The 22,970-nt window shown below is 58.7% G+C and carries 17 protein-coding genes and 3 pseudogenes; 8 read left to right on the top strand and 12 right to left on the bottom strand.

Going from position 1 to position 22,970, the window contains the following annotated elements; all coding sequences use genetic code 11:
- Window positions 1-57: 57 nt before the first annotated feature.
- Window positions 58-771, bottom strand: coding sequence for a biliverdin-producing heme oxygenase (locus tag ACVWY9_RS07060; RefSeq protein ID WP_457387904.1), 714 nt, complete (start codon window positions 769-771; stop codon window positions 58-60).
- A gap of 590 nt (window positions 772-1,361) precedes the next feature.
- Here ACVWY9_RS07060 and rpoB point away from each other — a divergent pair.
- The 4 genes from rpoB (at window position 1,362) to ACVWY9_RS07040 (ending at window position 11,452) form a co-directional block, all read left to right on the top strand.
- Window positions 1,362-4,781 carry a DNA-directed RNA polymerase subunit beta gene (gene rpoB / locus ACVWY9_RS07055; protein WP_457387903.1) on the top strand — a complete coding sequence of 1,140 codons (3,420 nt, stop codon included), beginning with the start codon at window positions 1,362-1,364 and terminating at the stop codon, window positions 4,779-4,781.
- Between the two features lie 115 nt (window positions 4,782-4,896).
- Window positions 4,897-6,780, top strand: coding sequence for a DNA-directed RNA polymerase subunit gamma (locus ACVWY9_RS07050; protein ID WP_457387902.1), 1,884 nt, complete (start codon window positions 4,897-4,899; stop codon window positions 6,778-6,780).
- A 54-nt stretch (window positions 6,781-6,834) separates the two neighbouring features.
- Window positions 6,835-10,749: a DNA-directed RNA polymerase subunit beta' gene (locus tag ACVWY9_RS07045; protein WP_457387901.1), complete on the top strand. Its 3,915-nt coding sequence runs from the start codon at window positions 6,835-6,837 to the stop codon at window positions 10,747-10,749.
- Window positions 10,730-11,452: a uracil-DNA glycosylase gene (locus ACVWY9_RS07040; RefSeq protein WP_457387900.1), complete on the top strand. Its 723-nt coding sequence runs from the start codon at window positions 10,730-10,732 to the stop codon at window positions 11,450-11,452. The genes ACVWY9_RS07045 and ACVWY9_RS07040 overlap by 20 nt, the downstream gene beginning before the upstream one ends.
- Here ACVWY9_RS07040 and tenA read toward each other — a convergent pair.
- The 5 genes and pseudogenes from tenA to ACVWY9_RS07015 all read right to left on the bottom strand — a co-directional run bounded on the left by tenA (window position 11,449) and on the right by ACVWY9_RS07015 (window position 14,371).
- Window positions 11,449-12,102, bottom strand: a complete 654-nt coding sequence (tenA, locus tag ACVWY9_RS07035) for a thiaminase II (RefSeq protein WP_414521941.1) — start codon at window positions 12,100-12,102, stop codon at window positions 11,449-11,451. The genes ACVWY9_RS07040 and tenA overlap by 4 nt on opposite strands.
- Window positions 12,072-12,221 (bottom strand): annotated as a pseudogene (locus tag ACVWY9_RS07030) (RNA-guided endonuclease TnpB family protein); the annotation flags it as partial. The pseudogene ACVWY9_RS07030 and the gene tenA, both read right to left, overlap by 31 nt.
- A gap of 131 nt (window positions 12,222-12,352) precedes the next feature.
- Window positions 12,353-13,378: a long-chain acyl-[acyl-carrier-protein] reductase gene (locus ACVWY9_RS07025; RefSeq protein ID WP_011434004.1), complete on the bottom strand. Its 1,026-nt coding sequence runs from the start codon at window positions 13,376-13,378 to the stop codon at window positions 12,353-12,355.
- 44 nt (window positions 13,379-13,422) lie between these two features.
- Window positions 13,423-13,554: pseudogene (locus ACVWY9_RS07020) on the bottom strand (RNA-guided endonuclease TnpB family protein); the annotation flags it as partial.
- A gap of 85 nt (window positions 13,555-13,639) precedes the next feature.
- On the bottom strand, window positions 13,640-14,371 hold the full coding sequence (locus tag ACVWY9_RS07015) for an aldehyde oxygenase (deformylating) (RefSeq protein WP_041436745.1): 732 nt from the start codon (window positions 14,369-14,371) through the stop codon (window positions 13,640-13,642).
- A 194-nt stretch (window positions 14,372-14,565) separates the two neighbouring features.
- Between ACVWY9_RS07015 and ACVWY9_RS07010 the strand changes: the two genes are divergently transcribed.
- Entirely contained in the window at window positions 14,566-14,874 is a 309-nt protein-coding gene (locus ACVWY9_RS07010; protein WP_414330858.1) for a hypothetical protein, read from the top strand.
- 14 nt (window positions 14,875-14,888) lie between these two features.
- Here ACVWY9_RS07010 and ACVWY9_RS07005 read toward each other — a convergent pair whose 3' ends face one another.
- Window positions 14,889-15,383, bottom strand: coding sequence for a pentapeptide repeat-containing protein (locus ACVWY9_RS07005; RefSeq protein WP_041436747.1), 495 nt, complete (start codon window positions 15,381-15,383; stop codon window positions 14,889-14,891).
- Window positions 15,384-15,483: 100 nt separating this feature from the next.
- Between ACVWY9_RS07005 and ACVWY9_RS07000 the strand changes: the two genes are divergently transcribed.
- A complete protein-coding gene (locus tag ACVWY9_RS07000) occupies window positions 15,484-15,792 on the top strand; it encodes a gas vesicle protein GvpV (RefSeq protein WP_238376787.1) in 309 nt (102 codons plus the stop codon).
- A 201-nt stretch (window positions 15,793-15,993) separates the two neighbouring features.
- Window positions 15,994-16,371, top strand: a pseudogene (locus tag ACVWY9_RS06995) (ABC transporter ATP-binding protein); the annotation flags it as partial.
- A gap of 10 nt (window positions 16,372-16,381) precedes the next feature.
- On the opposite strand, the gene ACVWY9_RS06990 reads toward ACVWY9_RS06995, so the two are convergent.
- The 5 genes from ACVWY9_RS06990 to ACVWY9_RS06970 all read right to left on the bottom strand — a co-directional run bounded on the left by ACVWY9_RS06990 (window position 16,382) and on the right by ACVWY9_RS06970 (window position 19,777).
- Window positions 16,382-17,629, bottom strand: a complete 1,248-nt coding sequence (locus ACVWY9_RS06990; protein WP_457387943.1) for an RNA-guided endonuclease InsQ/TnpB family protein — start codon at window positions 17,627-17,629, stop codon at window positions 16,382-16,384.
- Window positions 17,517-18,134 carry an IS607 family transposase gene (locus ACVWY9_RS06985; RefSeq protein ID WP_457387899.1) on the bottom strand — a complete coding sequence of 206 codons (618 nt, stop codon included), beginning with the start codon at window positions 18,132-18,134 and terminating at the stop codon, window positions 17,517-17,519. The genes ACVWY9_RS06990 and ACVWY9_RS06985 overlap by 113 nt, the downstream gene beginning before the upstream one ends.
- Before the next feature lie 128 nt (window positions 18,135-18,262).
- Window positions 18,263-19,111: a formyltetrahydrofolate deformylase gene (purU, locus tag ACVWY9_RS06980; RefSeq protein WP_457387898.1), complete on the bottom strand. Its 849-nt coding sequence runs from the start codon at window positions 19,109-19,111 to the stop codon at window positions 18,263-18,265.
- A 57-nt stretch (window positions 19,112-19,168) separates the two neighbouring features.
- Window positions 19,169-19,429, bottom strand: coding sequence for a hypothetical protein (locus ACVWY9_RS06975; protein ID WP_457387897.1), 261 nt, complete (start codon window positions 19,427-19,429; stop codon window positions 19,169-19,171).
- Window positions 19,430-19,432: 3 nt separating this feature from the next.
- Window positions 19,433-19,777, bottom strand: a complete 345-nt coding sequence (locus tag ACVWY9_RS06970; RefSeq protein ID WP_457387896.1) for a TatA/E family twin arginine-targeting protein translocase — start codon at window positions 19,775-19,777, stop codon at window positions 19,433-19,435.
- Between the two features lie 227 nt (window positions 19,778-20,004).
- Here ACVWY9_RS06970 and secA point away from each other — a divergent pair, with 227 nt between their 5' ends.
- Window positions 20,005-22,878: a preprotein translocase subunit SecA gene (gene secA / locus ACVWY9_RS06965; protein WP_457387942.1), complete on the top strand. Its 2,874-nt coding sequence runs from the start codon at window positions 20,005-20,007 to the stop codon at window positions 22,876-22,878.
- Window positions 22,879-22,970: the final 92 nt, after the last annotated feature.

The following is a 22,970-nucleotide window of genomic DNA, read 5'->3' as shown; positions in this document are numbered from 1 at the left end:
GGAGAGGGGAGATAGGCAGCAGAACCCATCGCCTCACTGCCCTCTGGAATCCGGATTTTAGGAGCTGGGAGCGGCTGCCTCAGAACGGGTGGGCTTGCGTTGAAACTGGCTGAGCAGCGAATTCCAGGCCAAGCGGGCCATCGACAACAGCCAATTCCCCTCCAACTCCCTAAACAAGTCCATGTTCAGCTTGAAGGCATAATTGGCCTCTGCCACAATGCGGTCGATGGTGGCTTGATCCAGCCCCAACGCATCCAGCTGGGCGCGGTAGCGCTGCTTGAATTTGCCCTCATGAGGGATCTGCTCGAAATCGTAGAAGGCCGTTCCTTCCCCCTGCGGCAAGCCCATGGCCCGGCGGGCGATGTTTTTGAGGATTTGGCCACCCGACAAGTCACCGATGTAGCGGGTGTAGGCGTGAGCGATCAGCAGAAGCGGATCTTTTTCCACCACTTCTCGGATGCGGTTGACATAGACCTGGCAGGCAGGGGAGGGCTTGACCACAGCGCGCCAATTGGGGCCGATAAAATAATTCAAGTCCTTCTCCAAGCTGGTCTTGCGCCACAGCTCCGGGTAGTAGAACCGGCCCACCAGCAGGTGCTCTCGCAGTTGGGCAAAGCCCTCTTCCAGAGCACTGTAGACAAAGTAGAAATTGCCCAGGTAGCGGCTGTAGGCCCGCTTATCCACCACTCCCTTCAGGAAACACTTGATAAAGGCCATGTTCTCGGCCATAGTGTGGGACTGCTTGGTGCCCTCCCGCAACTGGGCCGACAAGCTGTGGTCCCGGTTATACAGATCACTTTTTTTATTCTGATTGTTCTGACTTTGACTCACAAAACCCTCCTCGCCAACAAACTGTGCTTCATTAGATCACCCGCAGATCACCCGCAAGCCATCCCGAGGTTCCCCCAGCCTGAGAAGCTTTGTAAACCCATTCCTAACCCCTTCTCATGATTGTTGTTGATGGCTCCGCCACAGCCTGCATCAACAGCGTGCATCTCAAAAGCGACAAAGACCGGCGCCGCGTCCACCCTGGCGACCGGCTGAGCCTGTCAGAGCCACCCCTCCGATCCCCAAGGTTGACCGGAAATCCGAGCTGGAGCAGCGGATGATCCGCAAAAACGGTTAAAGATTAGAATAATCTGCTTGAGTGTGAATGGATGTGAACAATCCTTAAGGCACGGTGGGAATCGTCCCTGCTCCGGCAGCCAAAAGGGGATCCCCAGCGGTTTTGCCGAGATTTTCCAAGTGAGCCCTCAAGGGATCCGGACAGCCCCTCGACCTTTGTAACGTTCGTTGACGATCGTTGGCGGGGTTTCTATAATGGAAGGCCTGACTGCAGCGCGACCCCTCCCGAGCAACGCATGACACAATTAGCAGTGCCATCCCCTGTCGCTCCTACCTTTCCTGACCTGGTGGAGATTCAGCGGGAGAGTTTCTTGTGGTTTTTGCGAGAAGGGTTTGAAGAGGAGCTTCTCAGCTTTTCCCCCATCATCGATTACACTGGTAAGCTAGAGCTGCACTTCCTGCCTGAATATCGCCCTGGGGATCCCTCCAAAGGGTACAAGATCAACCGCCCCCGCTACGACCCTGAGGAGGCCAAGCGGCGGGATGCCACCTATCAAGCGCAGATCCGGGTGCCCACTCGCCTGATCAACAAAGAGACCGGCGAGATTAAAGACATGGACGTCTTCATCGGCGAACTGCCCTTGATGACGGATCGGGGCACCTTCATCATCAACGGCGCCGAGCGGGTGATCGTCAACCAAATTGTGCGCAGCCCCGGCGTCTATTACAAATCGGAGCTGGACAAAAACGGGCGTCGCACCTACAGCGCCAGCCTCATCCCCAACCGCGGTGCCTGGCTGAAGTTCGAGACCGACAAAAACGGCCTGGTGTGGGTGCGCATCGACAAAACCCGCAAGCTCTCGGCGGCAGTTCTGCTGAAAGCCTTGGGCCTGAGCGACTCCGAGATTTACGACAACCTGCGCCACCCCGAATTCTTCCAGAAAACCATGGAGAAAGAGGGGCCCTACACCGAAGAAGAGGCCCTGATGGAGCTGTACCGCAAGTTGCGGCCCGGCGAACCTCCCACTGTATCGGGTGGCCAGCAGTTGCTGGAATCCCGCTTCTTCGACCCCAAACGCTACGATTTGGGCCGGGTAGGGCGCTACAAGCTGAACAAAAAGTTAAATTTGAACGTAGCCGAAAGTGTGCGGGTGCTTACCGTCACCGACATTTTGGCCGTCATCGACTACCTGATCAATTTGGAGTACGACATCGGCCATGTGGACGACATCGACCACCTGGGCAACCGCCGCGTGCGCTCCGTGGGCGAGCTGCTGCAAAACCAGGTGCGGGTGGGCCTGAATCGCCTGGAGCGGATCATCCGAGAACGGATGACAGTCTCCGAGTCGGAAAACCTCACCCCGGCCTCTTTGGTCAACCCCAAACCCTTGGTGGCGGCCATTAAGGAGTTCTTCGGCTCCAGCCAGCTCTCCCAGTTCATGGATCAGACCAATCCCCTGGCGGAGCTGACCCACAAGCGCCGGTTATCTGCCCTGGGCCCCGGCGGCCTAAGTCGGGAACGGGCCGGCTTTGCGGTGCGGGATATCCACCCCAGCCACTACGGCCGCATCTGCCCCATCGAAACTCCAGAAGGCCCCAACGCCGGGTTGATTGGATCCCTGGCCACCCACGCCCGCGTCAACCAGTACGGCTTTATCGAAAGCCCCTATTACCGGGTCGAGAACGGCGTGGTGCGCAAAGATCTGGGCATGGTCTACCTCACCGCTGACGAAGAGGACGAGTACCGCGTGGCCCCGGGGGATGTGCCGGTGGATGCCGAGGGCCGCATCACTGCCGACTTGGTGCCGGTGCGCTACCGCCAAGAGTTCACCACCGCCCACCCCACAGAAGTGCACTACGTCCAAGTGGCGCCGGTGCAGGTCATCTCGGTGGCCACCTCCTTGATCCCCTTCCTGGAGCACGACGACGCCAACCGCGCCTTGATGGGAGCCAACATGCAGCGGCAGGCGGTACCCCTGCTTAAGCCGGATCGGCCTTACGTGGGCACGGGCTTGGAAGCGCAGGCGGCACGGGACTCCGGCATGGTGGTGGTGTCGCGCACCAATGGCGTGGTGACCTACGTTTCCGCCGACGAAATCGTGGTTCGGCCAGATGACGGCGGCGATCCGATTGTCTACCGCCTGCAGAAGTATCAGCGCTCCAACCAAGATACCTGTCTCAACCAGCGCCCCCTTGTCTATACGGGGGATCGGGTATTGGCTGGCCAGGTGCTGGCGGATGGCCCGGCTACCGAGGGTGGCGAGCTGGCTTTGGGCCAAAACGTGTTGGTGGCCTATATGCCCTGGGAGGGCTACAACTACGAAGATGCCATCTTGATCAGCGAGCGGCTGGTCTACGACGATGTCTTCACCTCGGTACACATCGAGAAGCATGAGATCGAGGCCCGGCAAACCAAGCTAGGCCCGGAAGAGATCACCCGCGAGATCCCCAACGTGGGGGAAGATGCCCTGCGCGACCTGGATGAAAACGGCATTGTGCGCATTGGGGCTTGGGTGGAAGCCGGCGATATTCTGGTGGGCAAGGTCACTCCCAAAGGGGAGTCTGATCAACCGCCAGAGGAGCGGCTGTTGCGGGCCATTTTCGGGGAAAAGGCTCGGGATGTGCGGGACAACTCGCTGCGGGTGCCCAACGGCGAGCGCGGTCGGGTGGTGGATGTACGCATCTTTACCCGCGAACAGGGGGATGAGCTGCCTCCCGGCGCCAACATGGTGGTGCGGGTCTACATTGCCCTCAAGCGCAAAATCCAGGTGGGGGACAAGATCGCGGGCCGTCACGGCAACAAAGGCATCATCTCCCGCATCTTGCCGATTGAGGACATGCCCTACCTAGCGGACGGCACACCGGTGGATGTGGTGCTCAACCCCTTGGGGGTGCCTTCCCGGATGAACGTGGGCCAAGTGTACGAGTGCCTGCTGGGCTGGGCAGCAGAACATCTGGGAGTGCGCTTCAAGCTGATGCCCTTTGATGAGATGCACGGTTTAGAAGCCTCCCGTCTGACGGTGGAGGCCAAGCTGAGGGAAGCCCGAGAGAAGACCGGCAAGGACTGGATCTTCAACCCGGAAGGCAGGTACTGCGGCAAAATCCAGGTGTTTGATGGTCGCACCGGGGAGCCCTTCGACCAGCCCGTTACGGTGGGCCGCGCCTACATGCTGAAGCTGGTGCACTTGGTGGATGACAAGATTCATGCCCGCTCCACCGGCCCCTATTCTTTGGTGACCCAGCAACCGCTGGGGGGCAAGGCGCAGCAGGGCGGCCAGCGCTTTGGGGAGATGGAGGTGTGGGCTTTGGAGGCGTTTGGGGCAGCCTACATCCTGCAGGAGTTGCTCACCGTCAAGTCCGACGACATGGTGGGGCGCAACGAGGCTCTCAACGCCATCGTCAAGGGCAAGCCCATCCCTCGACCCGGCACGCCGGAGTCCTTCAAGGTGCTGGTGCGGGAGCTGCAGTCCCTCTGCCTAGATGTGTCTGTACACAAGGTGGAGGTGGACAGCGAAGGGCAAACCCACGATGTGGAAGTGGATCTGATGGCCGATACTTCCAACCGTCACACTCCCTCTCGACCCACCTATGAATCGGTTACGGCTGAGGATCTCTCGCCATCACCCACCTTTACCAGAGTGCTCCGCACCGCTGACGCGAATGCCAGCCGCAGCCTTGAGGAAGATGAGGACGAGGAGGAGGAAGAGGACTTTTGAGGGTTGAGAGCGCTCCCCACCCCTGACGCGAACGTGACGGGGATCCCATTCAACCCACGAAGGAGGGTGGGGCTTCCCTCTCCTTTGGGTTCAGCAAGCCAGGAGGAAAACGGCGATGGCCAAAACAGAGCAACGCTTTGACTATGTCAAAATCGGCTTGGCTTCTCCAGAACGGATCATGGAGTGGGGCCAGCGCACCCTGCCGAATGGTCAAGTGGTGGGGGAAGTCACCAAGCCCGAGACCATCAATTACCGCACCCTCAAGCCGGAGATGGATGGTCTTTTCTGTGAGCGCATCTTTGGGCCGGCCAAAGACTGGGAATGCCACTGCGGTAAGTACAAGCGAGTACGGCATCGGGGGATCGTCTGCGAGCGCTGTGGGGTGGAGGTGACCGAGTCGCGGGTGCGCCGCCACCGCATGGGCTACATCAAGTTGGCCGCTCCGGTCACCCACGTTTGGTATTTGAAAGGGATCCCCAGCCACATCGCCACCCTGTTGGATATGCCGCTGCGGGATGTGGAGCAGGTGGTATACTTCAACGCCTACGTAGTGGTGGATCCGGGCAATGCCCAGAATCTCTCCTACAAACAACTGCTGACGGAGGATCAATTCCTCGAGATCGAAGATCAGATGTACGAGGAGGGATCCGAACTGCAACTGCCGGAGAACTGGGCCATGATCGGGGCGGAGGCCATCGAGCGCCTGCTCAAGGATATCGACCTGGAAAAAGAGGCGGAGCAACTGCGGGAGGAGATCACCACTGCTCGCGGCCAAAAGCGGGCACGCCTGATCAAGCGGCTGCGGGTGATCGACAACTTCATTGCCACCGGATCCCGTCCGGAGTGGATGGTGTTGCGGGTGCTGCCGGTGATCCCGCCGGATCTGCGCCCCATGGTGCAGTTGGATGGGGGCCGCTTTGCCACCAGCGACCTCAACGATCTCTACCGTCGTGTGATCAACCGCAACAACCGTCTGGCCCGGCTGCAGGAGATCATGGCGCCGGAGATCATTGTGCGCAACGAAAAGCGCATGCTCCAGGAGGCGGTGGACGCGCTGATCGACAACGGTCGGCGGGGGCGCGTGGTGGCGGGGGCCAACAACCGTCCCCTCAAGTCCCTCTCCGACATCATCGAAGGCAAACAGGGGCGCTTCCGGCAAAACCTGTTGGGCAAACGGGTGGACTACTCCGGACGTTCGGTGATCGTGGTGGGGCCCAGCCTGCGCATGCACCAGTGCGGCCTGCCCAAAGAGATGGCCATCGAGCTGTTCCAGCCCTTTGTCATCCACAAATTGATCAAGCGGGGCATTGTCAACAACATCAAGGCTGCCAAAAAGATGATCCAGAGCAATGACCCACAGATTTGGGATGTGCTGGAAGAGGTGATCGACGGCCACCCCGTCTTGCTCAACCGTGCCCCCACCCTGCACCGCCTCGGGATCCAAGCCTTTGAACCGATCCTGGTGGAGGGAAGGGCGATTCAACTTCACCCTCTGGTTTGCCCCGCCTTCAACGCCGACTTCGACGGCGACCAGATGGCGGTGCATGTGCCCCTGTCGTTGGAAGCCCAGGCGGAAGCGCGCCTGCTGATGCTGGCCACCAACAACATCCTCTCCCCGGCCACCGGCGCTCCCATCATCACCCCCAGCCAAGATATGGTGTTGGGGTGCTACTACCTGACAGCGGACAACCCCCACGCGCCAGATATTGGCGATCGCTTCTTCGCCAGCTTGGAAGATGCTCTCATCGCCTACGACCGCGGCGCCATCGGCCTGCACAGCAAGGTCTGGGTGCGCTACCACGGCCCGATGGAGTTGGGCAAGGGCGAAAAAGAGTCCGAGCCGCAAATCATCGAAGAACCGGGCGGCATCCGCCTCAAGATCACCAACTACCGCCGTATCCGCGAGGATCAAGACGGCAACGTGATCAGCCAGTACATTCGCACCACGCCGGGCCGGATCATTTTTAACAAGACCATGCAAGATATTTTGTCTGCGTAGTTCATCCTCTGCCGTAGGACGGCTCTTCTCTCCCCTTCTCTCTAGCGAGGCATCATGAGCGAAAAAGGACGATTTTCCGCTGGCCTGGCGCGGCAGGCTGCCGACGGTAACAAAGCCGACACCCCCTTGCCCCCTGTGCCCTTTCGCAACTATCAAATTGGCAAAAAAGAGCTGCGCAACCTAATTGCTTGGTCTTTTGCCCGCTACGGCACGGCCCGCACTGCTCAGATGGCGGATGCTCTGAAGACCCTGGGCTTCAAATACGCCACCCAGGCAGCCGTCTCCATCAGCGTCGAAGATCTGCGCGTTCCCCCCAGCAAGCGGCAGTTGTTGGCGCAAGCGGAAGCCGAGATCGAGGCGGCCACCGAGCGCTACACCCGCGGGGAAATCACAGAGGTGGAGCGCTACCAAAAGGTGATCGACACCTGGAACCAGATTAATGACCAGATCAAAGAGGAGATGCTCAACAACTTCCGGCAGAACGATCCCCTCAACTCCGTTTACATGATGGCCAACTCGGGGGCAAGGGGGAACGTCTCCCAGGTGCGCCAGTTGGTGGGCATGCGCGGCCTGATGGCCAACCCCCAGGGCGAGATCATCGATTTGCCCATCAAAACCAATTTCCGCGAGGGCCTGACCGTTACCGAATACATCATCTCTTCCTATGGGGCCCGCAAGGGTTTAGTGGATACGGCCCTGCGCACCGCCGACTCCGGCTACCTCACCCGCCGTTTGGTGGACGTGTCTCAGGATGTGATCGTGCGGGAATCCGACTGCGGCACTGAGCAGGGCATCCTTCTGGAATACCTGATGGACGGGGACAAGGTGGTGGTGTCTCTGGAGGAGCGCTTGGTGGGCCGAGTGTTGGCGCGCGACGTGGTGCACCCAGAAACCCAGGTGGTGCTTGCCCGCCGCAACCAAGAAGTGGATCACGACTTGGCTAGAACCATTGCAGAGGCTGGCATCCGCCAGGTGATGGTGCGTTCTCCCCTCACCTGTGAAGCCAACCGCTCCGTGTGCCGGATGTGTTATGGCTGGAGCTTGGCCCACTCCCGCCTGGTGGATCTGGGGGAAGCGGTCGGGATCATCGCCGCCCAATCGATTGGGGAGCCGGGCACCCAGTTGACCATGCGCACCTTCCACACGGGAGGCGTGTTTACAGGGGAGGTGGCCCGCCAAATTCGCGCCCCCTTTGCGGGTGTGGTGCGGTTCCCGAAAAATCTGCGCACCCGCCCCTTCCGTACCCGCCACGGCGACGATGCTCTACAAGTGGAGGTAAACAACCAAATCATCTTGGAAGGCCCAGACGGTCAACGGGAGTCCTTCGACATGACTCAGGGATCCACCCTGCTGGTGCGGGACGGAGCCCAGGTGCAGCGGGATCAGTTGATTGCAGAGGTGTCCCTGGCCAAGGCCAGCCGTAAGAGCACCGAGAAAGCCCAGAAAGAGGTGGTGGCCGACCTGGCTGGAGAAATTCGCTTTGCCGATCTGCCCATCGAGGAGAAGACTGACCGCCAGGGTAACACCACCTACACTGCCCAGCGGCAGGGATTGATCTGGGTGATGTCTGGACAGGTGTACAACCTGCCTCCGGGGGCCGAGCCGGTGGTGAAAAACGGGGATCGGGTGCAGGCGGGGGATGTGATCGCCGAAACCTCGCTGGTGACGGAGCATGGCGGCATTGTGCGGCTACCGGAGCGCAGCGACACCAGAAGTGGGCGCGAGGTGGAGATCATCAACGCTTCGGTGGTGTTGCGGGAAGCACGGGTACGGGTGGAATCCCACCAGGGGCGGGAACAATTTTTGCTGGACACTTCCAGTGGGCAGACCTTTGTTCTCAAGGCTACTCCGGGCACCAAAGTGGGCAACGATGAGGTGGTGGCGGAGCTGATCGACAACCACTTCCGCAGTCAGACGGGAGGCTTGGTGAAGTTCGCCGGCATTGAGGTGGCACGGCGCGGCAAGGCCAAGCAAGGTTACGAAGTCATCCAGGGCGGCACCCTGCTGTGGATCCCAGAAGAGACCCACGAGGTGAACAAGGACATCTCCCTGCTGAACGTGGACGATGGCCAGTATGTGGAAGCAGGCACTGAGGTGGTGAAAGACATCTTTTGCCAGAATGCCGGTGTTGTCGAAGTCATCCAGAAGAACGACATTCTGCGGGAGATTGTCATCAAGCCGGGATCCCTGCATCTGGTGGACAACCCCGCCGACTTGGAAGTGAAAAGTGGCACCCTAATCCAGCCAGGGCAACCGGTGCTCAGCAGCATCGTTCCCGACCGACTGGTCTACCTGGAACACGTGGAAACTCCTGAAGGCCCAGGCTTGCTGCTGCGTCCGGTGCAGGAGTACGAGATCCCCGACCGGCCCTTGGTGCCCACTCAAGAGTCCACCAGCGAGTCCGGTCGCTCCATTCGTCTGCGGGCGGTGCAGCGGGTTCCTTTCAAAGATGGGGAGCGGGTGAAGTCGGTAGGCCCTGTAGAGCTCCTGCGCACCCAACTGGTGCTGGAAATCGATACCGACGCCCCACAACTGAAGGCCGATATCGAGCTGATCCAAGATGAGAAGGATCCAGATATTCGCCGCCTGCAACTGGTGATTCTGGAAACCCTGTTGCTGCGCCGCGACGTGGAAGCGGATCTGACGCAGGGGAGTACCCACACGCGGCTGTTGGTGAAGGAAGGAGACTCCATCGCCAGCGGAGATGTTATCGCCCGCACCGAAATCCAAGCCAAAAAGGCCGGGATCGTCCAAGGGATCCGCGAGGGAGCGGAGGTGGTACGGCGGGTGCTGGTGATTACCGACGACGATCTGGTGCAGGTGCCCCTGACGGGCCCAGCCAATGTGGAAGTGGGGGCGCTGGTGCGGGCTGGGGACGAGCTTGCTCCCGGGATCCCTTCTCCACAGTCAGGACAGGTAATGCAGATAACGGACGGCCAAGTCCTGTTGCGGATGGCGCGGCCCTACTTGGTTTCTGCGGGTGCCATTCTGCAGGTACGAGATGGCGATCTGGTGCAGCGGGGGGATTCCCTGGCCCTCCTGGTGTTTGAGCGGGCCAAGACGGGGGACATCATCCAGGGTCTGCCGCGGATTGAGGAGCTGCTGGAGGCCCGCAAGCCCAAGGAAATGTGTGTTCTGGCCAAGCGGCCCGGCACCGTTCAACTGAGCTGGCGGGGAGAAGAGCCAGATCTCAAGGTCATCGAAGCCGATGGCACGGTTAGAGACTATTCTGTGCTGCCGGGGCAGAGCTTGATCGTGGTAGATGGACAGCCGGTGGGGGTGGGGGATCCCCTAACCGATGGCCCTGCCAACCCCCACGACCTCTTGGAGATCTACTACGAGTACCATCGCCAAACCTTGGGAGATGACCAAGCCGCACGGTTGGCTCTGCGGGAGGTGCAGCGCTTCTTTGTCAACGAAGTGCAGAACGTCTACCGCTCCCAGGGGGTGGAGATCTCCGACAAACACATTGAGATCGTGGTGCGCCAGATGACCTCCAAGGTGCGGGTGGATGATGGTGGCGACACCATCCTGTTGCCGGGGGAGCTGGTGGAGTTGCGGGAAATCCAGCAGATCAATGCCACCATGGCCATTACTGGAGGAGCGCCGGCCAAATACACGCCCGTCCTGCTGGGGATCACCAAGGCCAGCTTGAATACCGACAGCTTCATCTCAGCGGCCAGCTTCCAGGAAACCACCCGCGTGCTGACTGAGGCGGCCATTGAGGGCAAATCCGACTGGCTGCGCGGCTTGAAGGAAAACGTAATCATCGGGCGCCTGATCCCGGCAGGCACGGGCTTCACCACCTACGAGGAGATTGCCGCCGAGCCGGAGCCTGACGAAGAGGAGGAAGAGCCTGCGGTGTTGCCGGAGCTGCCGCCTCGTTTGATCTTGGAAGATGATCAGTTGATCGACGATTCCACCCCTGCCTTCGACGAGCTGGAGGAGGATGACGACGAGGAGGAGTAGGGCGCTGGGGATCCAGGAGTGGGCCACTTTGCAAACTGAAATCGTCAGTTGCTGCCGCTGCCCCCGCTTGGTGGCTTGGCGAGAGGCAGTCGCCCTTCAGAAGGTGGCCCGTTTTCGCGACCAGCTCTACTGGGGCCGACCGGTGCCAGGGTTCGGGGATCCGCAGGCGCGGCTGTGGGTGATCGGGTTGGCGCCGGCAGCCCATGGGGGCAACCGCACCGGGCGCGTGTTTACCGGGGATCCCAGCGGGGACTGGCTGTTTCGCGCCCTGTACCGAGCCGGGTTTGCCAATCAGCCCACCTCTACCCACCGAGAGGATGGCCTGCAATTGCAGGATTGCTACATCTCAGCCGTGGTGCGCTGCGCTCCCCCAGACAATCGCCCCACCGTCACAGAAGCCAAGGCCTGCCTGAGCTACCTGAAACAAGAGCTGGAGCTGCTAACCCAGGTGCGGGTGATCCTGACGTTGGGGCATTTTGCCTTCCAACACGCTCTGATGCTCTTGTCGCCTCTCAGGCCCCGCCCCCGCTTTGGCCACAATTGCGTTATTCCTTTGGCAGAGGGTCGCTATTTGCTGGCGTCTTACCATCCCAGCCGGCGCAACACGGCCACACGGCTGCTGACGGAGCCGATGTTGGATGCCGTTTTCGCGCAAGCCCAGCAGTTGCTGTCTGGTAAGCCAGCCCGACCGGCTGAGGATTAGGCGGGTTGCCAAGATTCGAGGCGATAGGCACTGTCCCAAAACAGCCATTCCAACCGGGAGGCAGTGACAAAAGCTGCCCTCATCTTTTCCCGCAGCGGTTCTGTAGCCTGCTGAGCGACGGAGTCGGTGATGTCCAAAGCCTGCTGCACCACTTGGGCAAATTCTTCCCCGGCGTAGGTGTCGATCCACTGTTGGTAGGGATTGTCAGGCTGCGCGGTGCGATAGATGGTGGATCCCACCTCTCGGTAGATCCAAAAGCAGGGCAGCACAGCGGCAATGGCCACCTCGTAGGGATCCACAGCCGCCGCAGCCAACAAAAAACGGGTATAGGCGAAGCAGGCAGGGGCATAGGCTGTTTCGGGTTGAATGTCGTAGAGGCGAAAATAGCTTTCATGGAGGCTGCGTTCGGCCACAATGGCTCCCAGGGCAAAGTTCAAGAAACTCACCACCTGCTCAGCCCCTTCGGAACGAGCTCCGATCAAGGCCAGGGCGCGGGCAAAGTCGGTGAGATAAAGAGCATCCTGCTGCAAGTAAAACTGGAACCGCTGCCGCGATAGGCTGCCCGCTGCCAACTCTCGGTTGAAGGGGTGATCGAGGATTTGCTTGTAGATGGGGTAAACTACCCGACTCCGACCGCTAAAGCAGTACAGGGCGGGCTTTCGGTAGCCCTGAGCCTGCTCTGCCCTACCAGAGAACAAAACAGGCCCGAACCTCTAGGCTGGTTTACAGCAGCCCCCAAGAGCGCAATTACGTTTGCACCATTAAGGTCCATTGTACTTCATCAAAGCGCATTCCTCCCAACACTGAACCTACGGGTACAGTGCGGGGCTCCTGCGATTTCTAGCTGACCAGGGCCAGCACCTCTGCTGGGGCTGAGGCTTTCTTCATTTTGAATCTCAATTAGGCTTCGGGCATGAGGGGGCGGAACCCATGCTTGCGGGAAAGCTGCCCGATCAGATCCAATTTCTCAAGGGTGATCAAATTACGGCCCCAACTGAAATTGGTGTACAGCCCCTCAAACTCCAGCAGCATGGATTCAGCAAAGCAGGCAAAAAGCTGACGGGCCGGGTTGGCCACATTCAAAAACTGCATGATGTTCCATTCAATATCCAAAGAGTGCTCCACCATCCCCCCGTCAATGACGTAGAGTCCCTTTCGCTGCAAGCTGGAGGCGATGTTCTTTGGGTAGCCACCGTCGATGATGACACAGGGATCCGGCAAAACTTGGGGATCGAGGGCCATGCCTTGGCTCATGCTGGCCACCCAAACGATAAAGTCAGCGCGGGGCAGGGCCTCTTCCAGCGAAGAGATCTCCCCCTGCTTGAGCTTGGCCTGCAATTCCTCCAGACGCCGTCGCTCTCGGGCGATGAGCAACAATTTGCCCAAGTGAGTGTGGGCCACCAACCATTGACAAATGGCGCTGCCGATATCTCCGGTCGCCCCCACCACCGCAACCGTAGCGGCTGCCAAGTCCATGGCGTAGCGCTGGGCCGCCAACTGCAGTTGCTGACAGATGATGTAGGCCGTGTGGGTATTGCCGGTGGTAAAGCGTTGGATCTCCAAGTCAATGTTGCGGACTCGCCGGAGACTGTCGAGGCGAAAAGTCTCAAAAATGATGCTGCTAAATCCCCCCAAAGCAGTAATGTTCAAGCCGCGCCGCTGGGCTAGGGCCATGGCATTCAACACTTTCCGACAAGCTGCCTTCACCCGTCCCCCCGCCAACATCTCCGGCAAGAAACAGGATTCGACGTACTGCCCATAAATCTTTTGGCCGGTGATGCTGGTTACCGTGATCTCGTCCACCACCTGAGGGGGAGCCATGCACCAGAACTCCAGGTCGCTCTCCGCATATTCGGAATAACCCAGCTTGTCTGCCACCCGCTTCGCATGGGCCAGGCTGGTCAAGTGCCCAATCAGGCCGAACATAAAGGTTTACCCGCTTGGATAAGTAAACTACCCGACTCCGACCGCTAAGCGGTACAGGGCGGGCTTTCAGTAGCCCTGAGCCTGCTCTGCCCTACCAGAGAACAAAACAAGCCCGGACCTCTAGGCTGGTTTACAGCAGCCCCCAAGAGCGCAATTACGCTTGCACCATTAAGGTCCATTGTACTTCATCAAAGCGCATTCCTCCCAACACTGAACCTACGGGTACAGTGCGGGGCTCCTGCGACTTCTAGCTGAGGTGGGTCATGCTGCCCGCAAACCCTGGGCTGAGAGGCGCATCACCTCGCGGGTGCTGAAGCCGATGTTGGCCAGCGCCTCTCCATAGGCAATCATAAAATCCTCGACGATGGCCTCGCGATCCATATAGATGGCTTCTACATCCTGGTCCACCTGCTGCAGCATCTGCCACACCAAAGGCAGGTTCTGGGCGTTGGCCGCTTCGATCTGCCCTTTGACCTCGCCAAAATGCTCCCCTAGCCAGCGCTCTCCAAAATTGAGGTGCAGATATTCATCCTTGACCACCCCCTCGGTGATCTTGCGGGCAAACTCATCGGCGACGGGGATGTAGATGTTGTAGGCGGCAATGGCAAAGCATTCGATGATCAGCGACTGAATGACCAAGCAGGTAACTAGGTCTCCGGCTGCTGCCGCTTTTTGGAAATTGTTGCGCAAAGGGGCGAAGAAAGTGCGGGCAAACTCCCTATCCGGCTCTACCTGCAGGTTTTTGCCGCAGGATTGAAAGCCTTTCATGTGCCGCAATTCCATCTTGGCCAGCTTGTGCAGCTCCTCTGCCCCTTCCGGCAACATCTCGGCCAGCTTGAGGTAGTTGTCGTGGGCTTCTTGTTCCCCTTCGATCACAATGCCGTTGATGCGAGAGTAGGCCTGCCGGTAAACCGCGCTGCCATAGTCCAAGGTGGTGCCACCCTCATCGGCTAAAGGCTGGGGGGTATTGGGCAGGACGTTCACTGGGGCCATACTCATGCATCTCCTCTCGGTGTTGTTTGGGTGTTGTTGATTGTCTATGCTGACTCGACAATCGCCTCGATTGCAGTTGAATCGCTCTCTTAATCAGAATAGCTGTAGCTGCCGCAGAATTGGCGGGATTCCTTTTGCGGAATGATAGGGGTCTGCTAGGGTGAGGGTTCGAGTGCCGTTGTGGAGCCTGCTGTATGTCTGCTCTTGGGGATGGCCTGAACCAACTGCGCCAGTTGCTGGTGGAGCTGGAGGAACGATCCCTCGATCAGCCGATTGGCAGTGCCGAGGAGGTGTTGCAGGCCATTGAGCTAGCCACGGCTTTTGAGCTGTTTGAGGCGGAGAGCAGCGGTTTGCTGCTGCAGATTGTGGCCAATCTCTGGGATCGGGTACGGCAGCAGGATTTGTCTCCAGGGGAGATTCAGACGGTATCGGAGAAGTTGCGGGCGGTGGGCTATACCGATGCCGAAATTCAGGAGATCCTGGACTTGGAGCCGGAGGACTAGCCCCATTTCCCCCTCTAGGCTTGAACCATGCCCAGCTCCACCGGTGTAACACCCGCTTCCATCTGAGTGGTGGCGTCGTAGCAAGCCCCTCGCAGGTTGGCCAGCTTGAGTTTGCACTGGGCAAGAAGGGCTCCTCTCAAGTTGGCCCCGGTGAGATTGGCCCCCGCCAAGTCCGCTTGGCTGAGATCGGCTTCGCTCAAGTCCGCTTCCGCCAGGTTGGCCCCACGCAAGTTGGCTCCTTGCAATCGGGATCCCTGCAGCTTGGCTTTCTCTAGGTTGGCCAGCCGCAGGTTGGATCCCTGCAGATCCGCTTGGCTGAGGTCGGCGCCGCTCAGGTAGGCCCGCTCCAGGTTGGCAGAGGCCAGCTTTGCCTGGCGGAGAATGGATCCCCCCAAGTCGATCCCGGCCAAGTCGGCCCCGGCCAGATCAGCTCCGGCCAGTTGGCTGTTGCTGAAGTCCCGCTCACCGCTGCCGTAGCGTTGCAACAGGTCTGCTCCAGTTTCCACCATCGCTGTTTTCCACACCGGACGAATGGATCCTACCTAGGAATAGAAGGGCCGCCAAGAGCACGCTAGGATAGGCGCAAGCCGTTTTCCGGGATCCCCCCTTATGAGCTTGCCCCGTGTGCCCCGAACTCGACCTCGCCCCAAGCTGCGCTCGATCCCTCGCCGCCAAACCGAATCCGCCCTCTATGCCGAAATGCAGCAGCTCACCGTGGAAAAGCAGCGGCTCAACCAAGAGCTAGAGTTTATTCGAGAGCGGCAAGGGCAAATCCACGCGCGACTCCAGGAAATCGAGCAGGCCATGCAGCACCTTCAGCAGGAGGCAAAAGCCTTCCGGGATCCCGCTCCTGCCTCTGAACCCGCCCAGCTCAGATCCCGCCCTTCCCGCTTCCCGCCCATGACCTTCGAGTATTGAGGGATCCTATAAATCTCAAAGAAGACCCAAGATTCAAAGCAGACCTAAGCAACAAGTCAGGGGATTCTGTAGCCAACTTAACTATTTGCTGCTTATCTCAACCCGACTCCAGAATCTGGGCCAGCGAACAGCTGTTCTCAAGCTGGCTGCACAGTTACCTGAACTTCAGGGCTTATGACTTCTTCTCCCCAGATATCGTCAGATATCGTCGGTCTAGAGCGTTTTGCTAAGGCCCTGCCCAGGCAACTTTCGGGCGGTATGCAGCAGCGGGTGGCCATTGCCCGAGCTCTGGCGGCCCAGCCGAAGATTTTGCTCATGGATGAGCCTTTTGGCGCTTTGGACGTGCAAACCAAGGAGACGATGCAGGAGTTTTTGCTGGATCTCTGGCAACGCACGCGCACTTCAATCCTGATGATCACCCACGATGTGGAAGAGGCCGTCTTTCTGGCCCAGCGCATCTATGTACTCACGTCCCATCCTGGGCGGGTGAAACGGGAGCTCCGGGTTGATTTCCCCAGTCGGCGCGACTACAGTCTCAAGCGCACTTCTTCCTTCCAAGAGGTGAAGGACGAGATCTTGGCTGATACATTTACGCTGAACACTGCTGACCATTACTGCTCAACGGTGAAGCGACAGCATTCTGTCCGTTTCCGTTGTCGCTACGCGACGCTAACGCGACCGCGTCAGCGGGACGGAGTCCAAACAGAAAGGCGGTATCCCGCAAAGCTCTGAGCATAACACCCAGAGCGCCTTGCCAATCTCGTGGTAGCCTATGGTTGCACTTTGGGCATCTAAACACCTTTGCGCCACCCAACTTAGTGTGGATGTGCCCGCACTTGGTACAGGTTTTGCTGGTGTACGCTTCCGATACTTCCACGACGACCACGTTTTTCTTTTGGGCTTGAAACTTCAGGAACTGCTTGAACCGATAGTGCGCCCAGGTGAGCATCGCCCTTGCTGTCTTGCTACCAAACTTCCTCCCTGCCTTGGCAACCATCTTGGCTGACTCGAAAGTGGGGAGGAATATCAATCGGTAGTTATCCGTTAGGAACGCCGCTACCTTGCGATGGCACTCGTCCACCAAGTTCCTGATTCTCTCCCGCAGACGAAACGCCGCTTGCCGCATTCGCCTACGCTTGAGTCTCGGTGATTTACTCAGCCTAGATTGCAGATCGTCTAGGTGGTAGCACAGCCGAGTGATTCTACCAAAGTCCCCTTTGGCAATATCTACAAAACCTGCCCCATCAAACCCTGTGAAGAAACTTCTTACTCCAGGGTCAAGCGCAATCACCCCCTTTGCTAACGAACACTGCTCGTTCACAGGCTCAGGGAAGATGGCATACCATCTGTCTTTCACCCGCATTAGCTCAGTTCCGCGTGCCCATTCTCTGGGCATCTCCTCGGATGCACGAAACGCCAAACCTCGGGTGAGTTTCGGATACCACGTCCCATCGCAAAAGTTGCCGGCGTTGAACTGCAGCGTATGTGACCTGTCCCGCACACTGCGAAACCTCGCGTCTTTGCTTCGGCGGAACGCCAACCACGCCTCGACGACCGCGTTCTGCTTGATGTGGCAGGGGGCGTCCTTTACCCACCCAGGCAGGTCGGAGCGCAGGATGATGTCCCGCAGCTTTCTGGCCGTTCTTGGGGTACCATGCTGACGCTGATAGGCAATCGCTTGGTTGTAGCAGTACCGGCACGCCGCTTGCCAATGCTTCCAAACTTTAGCCAGCGCTGGCTCCGGATAAATCCGTATCTTTCTCGATTGCAGCCCGGTATTTTCTGAGTCCGTAGAGCCGACTGCTGAAGCAGTGCAGGATGGTGAGGATATCCTCAACCAGTTCCTGTTGGGGAGAAAGGTGATCGTCATCGAGAACCAAGATTTCGCACCCGTATTGGCGGCAGTACCACTCAACGAACTCAAATCCAAACCGACAGAGTCGATCCCGGTGAGCGACCACAATTGTTCCGACATCTCCCGCACGAACTCGTTCCAATAAGGCAAGGAACTTTGGTCTTTTGAAGTCGAGACCGCCGCCAACCTCTCCGACCACTTCGGCTCCAGGATAGAGGTTAACCAGTCTTGCAATCTGTCTCTCCAAGTCTGGTTTCTGTCTTCGGCTGCTGACTCGGGCGTACAAAACGACTCGTTTGTCCTTCTTGGGCGCTCTGTTCGCGTCAGCGGGCCGGAGGCCAATGTAGCTGTCGAGGTCATACCTTCTCGCCCTACCGGATGGTGTACGTATTGCATTGATCCAGCCTTTCTGTTCCCATCGCCTCAAAGTGTGGAGACACACCCCAAAATAATCCGCCGCTTCTCTCGGTTTTACATACCTAGCCATACCAAGCAGCCATACTGAACATACTGTACATTATTTTCAGTATAGTCCAGCATATCATTGACTAGAGTCATGCTCTCCTACGAAACCAGAAAGGGATCCCGTTGAGCGACGCTGCGCCCGCGGGCTGATCAGGCAAACACCACCGTTTTGTTGTGGTACACCAGCACCCGATTCTCCAGGTGATACCGCACTGCCCGTGCCAGGACTAGGCGTTCCATGTCGCGGCCTTTGCGGACGAGGTCGGCAACGGTATCGCGGTGACTGACCCGCACCACGTCTTGCTCGATGATCGGCCCTTCGTCCAGATCTTCGGTGGCATAGTGGGCAGTCGCGCCGATGATCTTCACCCCCCGTTGATGGGCGCGGTGGTAGGGGTTGGCTCCGGCAAAGGCGGGCAGGGTGGAATGGTGAATGTTGATGACCGGCGGGGCTTGGCGGAGCAGCCACCCACTCAAGACCTGCATGTACTTGGCCAACACCACCAGGTCAATTCGATATTCCTGCAGGAGAGCGAGCTGACGGGCTTCGGCTGCGGCTTTGCCCTCTGGAGAAACGGGGATGTGGTAGTAATCGATACCGAAGGAGCGGGCCACCGATTCCAGGTCGGGGTGATTGCTGATGATCAAGGGGATCTCGGCGGGCAGTTCTCCCGCCCTTTGCCGCCAGATCAGATCCAAAAGGCAGTGGCTTTGCTTGCTGGCCCACAACGCAATGCGACGGCGAGTGTCGGAAAAATGCAGTTCCCAGTTGGCTTGGATCCCACGGGCAATACCCGAAAAGGCGGGGACAATTTCCCCTCGCTCCAGTTGGAAGCCCTCCAAGTCCCACTCGATGCGGCTCAAGAACAGTCCTGCCTCGGGATCCGTATGGTGATCGGCGTGAATGATGTTGCCGCCGTAGCTGTAGATGAAGCTGGAGAGCTTGGCTACCAGCCCTTTTTGATCAGGGCAAGATACCAACAGGGTGGCACTGGGCATCGGTAGACAACAGCCTCAACTTTGTGGGGACTGGCTCTCCCCAAGAGCAATCCATTCTCAATCTACCCGGTTGATCTCTTCCAATAGCCAGGGATCCACCGGCTGGTCATCCCAACGCTTCAAGTCGATGCGAATCCACATCGCCGCAGAAGAGCCGGCAGGGGGCAGTTCCTGGTGAAACGAGATCTCATAGTCAGACGGGTTTTGGCCATGCTGCCGCAGCCAGGTCTCCACCTTAGCAGGAGCGAAGTAGGACTGCCCTTGCTCGAACAGGCGCGTGATTTCCAGGCCGAAGCAAAGGGGGTTAAAGCGCGGCATAGACTAAGCAGCGTCTGCGGTTTGAGCGTCGTCGGCTACGGATGGGGGGGGAGCCATCTCTGAGGTGGGTGTATCGGCTGTGGCGACCGACTCGGCTTTGGGCTCAGCCGCGGCTGCTGTTCGGGAAACCTTGGGAGTGGCAGCAGCCGTTGTCCCGCGGGTGGCTTTCTCCAGCTCTTGGGCCTCTTTGTTCAGTTGCGCCTCGAACTCTCTGGAAGCATCCTGCAGGCTGCGCAGGGTTTTGGCCAGCGTGCGACCGATCTCCGGCAGTTTGCGGGGCCCAAAAACCAAGAGAGCCACCGCAAAGATGACCAACATTTCCGGCAGTCCAACACCCAAAAAATTCATGAGCCTCGGCAGAGTACGGTTTGGTCGGGATCCCTTCCCTAGACTGACATTTTCTTGCCGCGGACTGCAAGTAACTGCCGGCTCTCCTCATCCATTCTGATGGCTTTGGTTGGCTTTGGTGTTCTCCTCTCAGCTCATCTGGGCCCACCTCTCCCTGGCCGGCCAAGTCAAAATGGTAGAATTGCATCGTTAATCAATCAATGTCCTTCATCGGCCTAGGCTTGCCCATGCTCCAAACCCTACAAAAGCTCCTTGGGGATCCTAACGATCGGAAGATCCGGCAGTACCGTCCTGTCGTCAAGCTGATCAACTCGCTGGAGATCGAGATCGCCTCTCTTTCGGATGCGGAGCTCAAGGCCAAGACCACAGAGTTTCGCCAGCGCTTGGACAGAGGAGAATCTCTGGACGATCTCTTGCCGGAGGCGTTTGCCGTGGTGCGGGAGGCCGCCAAGCGGGTCTTGAACTTGCGCCATTACGACGTACAGCTCATCGGCGGCATGGTGCTGCACGAAGGCCAGATTGCCGAAATGAAAACCGGCGAGGGGAAAACCCTGGTCGCCACCCTGCCTGCCTACTTGAACGGCCTGACTGGGAAGGGGGTTCACATTGTTACCGTCAACGGCTACTTGGCCCGTCGGGACTCGGAGTGGATGGGGCAGGTGCACCGTTTCTTGGGCCTGACGGTCGGTCTAGTGCAAGAGGGCATGTCACCCGAAGAAAAGCGCCGCAGCTACAACTGCGACATTACCTATTGCACCAACAGCGAGCTGGGCTTCGACTACCTGCGGGACAACATGGCCACCGACATCAAAGAGGTGATGCAGCGGCCCTTTAACTACTGCATCATCGACGAGGTGGACTCGATCCTGATTGATGAAGCCCGTACTCCCCTGATCATCTCCGGCCAAGTGGCTCGTCCTTCCGAAAAATATCTGCGGGCAGCCCAGGTGGCGCGGGAGCTGATCCGGGATGAACACTATGAGGTGGATGAAAAAGCCCGCAACGTCATCCTTACCGACGAGGGGTTTGAAGCCGCCGAGCGGTTGCTGGGGGTCTCTGACCTGTTTGATCCCAAGGATCCCTGGGCGCACTTTGTCTTTAACGCGGTGAAGGCCAAAGAGCTCTTCATCAAGGATGTCCACTACATCGTCCGCAATCAAGAGGTGGTGATCGTGGACGAGTTCACCGGGCGGGTGCTCCCCGGCCGCCGCTGGTCTGATGGGCTGCACCAGGCGGTGGAGGCCAAAGAGGGGGTGCCGATTCAAAGCGAGAGCCAAACCCTGGCCACCATCACCTACCAAAACCTTTTTCTGCTCTATCCCAAGCTTTCCGGCATGACGGGCACGGCTCGCACTGAGGAGGCCGAGTTCGGCAAAACCTACAACCTAGAAGTCACGGTGATCCCCACCAACCGACCCATCCGCCGCAAAGATGCCCCCGACTTGGTGTACAAGACCGAAAGGGGCAAGTGGCAAGCGGTTGCCGAGGAAATTGCCCACATGCACGCCCAGGGGCGCCCCGTCCTTGTGGGCACCACCAGCGTGGAAAAATCCGAACGCCTCTCGGCCATGCTCAAGGAAATGGGGATCCCTCACAACCTCCTCAACGCCAAGCCAGAAAACGTGGAGCGGGAGGCGGAGATCATTGCCCAGGCGGGGCGAAAAGGCGCTGTAACCATTGCTACCAACATGGCCGGTCGAGGCACGGACATCATCTTGGGAGGCAATGCGGAGTACATGGCCCGCCTCAAGCTGCGGGAACGGCTGATGCCCAAGCTGGCTCAATTGGACGCCGACAACCCCTTGGGATCCGTTCAGATGGTGGGACGGGGGGGTGGCCAGGGATTTGGTGGGACAGCACCCAAGCCGAAAAAATCCTGGACGGTGGTCTCCCCCAATTTTTACCCCTGTGAGCTGTCGGCCCGCACCAACCAAGCTTTAGACGAAGTGGTGGCAGCAGCCGTGACCAAGTATGGGCTGAACCGTCTGCCAGAGCTGGTGGTGGAGGATCTCATCGCAGTAGCTTCCGAGAAAGCGCCGGTGCAGGATCCGCTAATTTTGCAACTGCGGGAGGTTTACAACAGCATCAAAGCCGAGTACGAAAAAATTACTGAGGCCGAGCACGAAGAGGTGGTGAGGCTGGGGGGCCTGCATGTGATCGGTACGGAGCGCCATGAATCCCGCCGTATCGACAACCAGCTGCGGGGCCGCGCCGGGCGACAAGGGGATCCCGGCTCCTCGCGGTTTTTCCTCAGCTTGGAAGACAACCTGCTCAAGATTTTCGGTGGCGAGTGGGTAGCCAAGCTCATGGACACGCTCCGGTTGGAAGAGGACATGCCCATTGAGCACGAGTGGCTCAGCAACAGCCTGGAGAATGCGCAGAGAAAAGTGGAAGTGTACTACTTCGACATGCGCAAGCAGGTGTTCGAGTATGACGAGGTGATGAACAACCAGCGGCGGGCCATCTACTCAGAGCGGCGGCGCATCTTGGAGGGGGAAAACCTCAAGACCAAGATCCTTGACTATGTGCGCAAAACCGTTGGCGAGATCGTGCGAGCGCATGTCAACCCAGAGCTGCCCCCGGAAGAGTGGGAAATCGACAAGCTGACCGCCAAGATGCAGGAGTTTGTGCCGCTCCTGAAGCAAAACCTCAAGGTTGAAGACCTGCAGGATCTCTCCTACGAGCAGATCTTGGACTACCTGATCAAGCAGGCAGAACTGGCCTATGAGGCCAAAGAGGCTTTTCTGGATACCTTTGAGCCCGGTTTGATGCGGAAGGCGGAGCGCTTTTTCCTGTTGCAACAGGTGGACACCCTCTGGCGGGAGCACCTGCAGCAGATGGAGGCGCTGCGGGAAGCTGTGGGCCTGCGAGGCTACGGCCAGAAGGATCCCCTGATCGAGTACAAGAACGAGGGCTACGAGCTGTTCCTGGAGATGATGGACAACATCCGCCGCAACACGGTGTACAACCTATTCATCTTTACTCCCCAAATTGTGCAAGTGCCCCAGGCATCGCGACCGGCTCCGGCACCCACTGCGGCTGCCAGCCCTGATCCCAGCTCTGCTTCAGGGGTGATGGAAGCCGATTTCACGGAAGAATAATTGGCGTAGAGAGAAGTCAGCGGGGGAGCATGACTCTAGTCAATGATAAGCTCAACTATACTGAAAATAATGTATAATATGTTCAGTACGGA

Source organism: Thermostichus sp. OS-CIW-31 (assembly GCF_054060305.1).
The sequence above is the reverse complement of the archived record's forward strand: the minus strand, read 5'-3'. Positions and strand labels throughout refer to the sequence as shown.